Source organism: Halioglobus sp. HI00S01, from assembly GCF_001635445.1.
GTDB lineage: Bacteria > Pseudomonadota > Gammaproteobacteria > Pseudomonadales > Halieaceae > Halioglobus > Halioglobus japonicus.
In genome coordinates, this window is sequence record NZ_LWEE01000302.1 from 1 (window position 1) to 1,602 (window position 1,602).

Genomic DNA, 1,602 nt, shown 5'->3' on the forward strand with positions numbered 1-1,602 from the left:
TCCTTGAGCCGGTATCCAGCTTTGTGGATCAGCGCTGCGGTAGAAGCCCCAGCGAGGCGCGTATTGGGATTACAGGGATGCCACCTGAAATTCGTCTCGCCACCACCAGAACATTTGATCGATCTCACCCGCCGCATTGAGCGTGAGTGAGTACTTGAACAGTTTACCCTCAGGCCACCAACCGCAGCCCGTGGCGTATAGCATCGCTTCTCCCGTGACAGTCACCGGATCTCGGGTCCACTCGGTGGAGCGAATGACTAGTTTTCTGTTGGTCGTACAGTCGAAGATTTCCTGATACACAGAGCGTATCTTGCCGATACCCACCCAACTTTCGTACTTGACGTTATCGGCCCACAGCATCGCCAGGGCATCCGTATCACCCTGCGACCATTTGTCTGCCAATTGCTCGGGAATCTTCTTCTCAGCCTCGGAGGGCTTGTAGCTGCAATCGAACGCTTGCGGCTCAAGGAAGGATTTGGCCATGTGGTAACCCACACCATAGGCCCCGCCGATGAGGAGATTAAAGCCCGCGAGGTTGGAACAACTAAGACAATAGTAAATGGGGTTAACGGTACTGGCGTATTTGGTGCGATCAGCACACTTTTAGTTCTTCTCAACCACAGACCCCATCATGAGTTTTACAGGGGTGAGGATAGGACCTAAGGGGTTGGCCTCCATCGCGCCCTCCACGGCTGTAAGTGCATATCCCGTGGATGCCAGGTGGCCATATTAGCGCGATCTATAGATTGGCCTTGTTAGGTCGACGCACAACCCGCGACCAAAACAGCAGTCATGATAGCCAGAAGCCATTTACAAAAGATTGTTTTCATCAGCCTGCCTCTTCACCTACGAATAGACAGGTAATGGGCAAATAACTTGCCCAGTATGGACCGGCCCAGTAGCAGCAGGCCTTGAGCACTAAACCAGGGTTAGCTGCAAAACGTTGATAGGCAAATCACGTTTTATTTGGCGAGACATATCTAAAAAAAGGGGGCCCGGAGGGCCCCTTTATCCTGATGCAGATGATCAACCGAAGGGATGACACAGCACGATCGTCTCAACGCGATCCGGGCCGGTGGAGATGATGTCGATAGGTGCACCGACAACCTCTTCGATCTTCTTGATGTAATCGCGGGCCGCCTGGGGCAGCGCATCGAGCGACTGGGCACCGAGGGTAGAATCGCTCCAGCCGGGGACTTCTTCGTACACCGGGTGCAGGCCTTCGTAGTCGTCGGAATCCACGGGGTTCGGTACAGCGTTGCCATCGGCATCGGCGTAGCCCACACAAATCTGGATGGACTCCAGACCGTCGAGCACGTCGAGCTTGGTCAGGCACAGGCCACTTACCGAGTTGATGTTAACGGCGTTGCGTAGGGCCACGGCGTCGAACCAGCCGCAGCGGCGCGGACGCCCGGTGGTGGCACCAAACTCGTGGCCCTTCTCGGCCAGGTGGGCACCGGTTTCATCAAACAGTTCGGTGGGGAATGGGCCGGAGCCGACACGGGTGGTGTAGGCCTTGGTAATACCCAGCACATAATCCAGGTACAGCGGGCCAAAACCGGAGCCGGTGGCGGTGCCGCCGGCGGTGGTATTGGAGCTAGT

Annotated in this window: 2 protein-coding genes; both read right to left on the reverse strand. The window is 56.1% G+C overall.

The window, feature by feature from the left end:
- Window positions 1–69 precede the first annotated feature (69 nt).
- Entirely contained in the window at window positions 70–483 is a 414-nt protein-coding gene (locus A3709_RS19640) for a hypothetical protein (RefSeq protein ID WP_156507860.1), read from the reverse strand.
- Between the two features lie 543 nt (window positions 484–1,026).
- Window positions 1,027–1,602, reverse strand: a 576-nt coding sequence (locus A3709_RS19645; protein ID WP_197484313.1) for an adenylosuccinate synthetase, incomplete at its 5' end; no start/stop codon positions are given.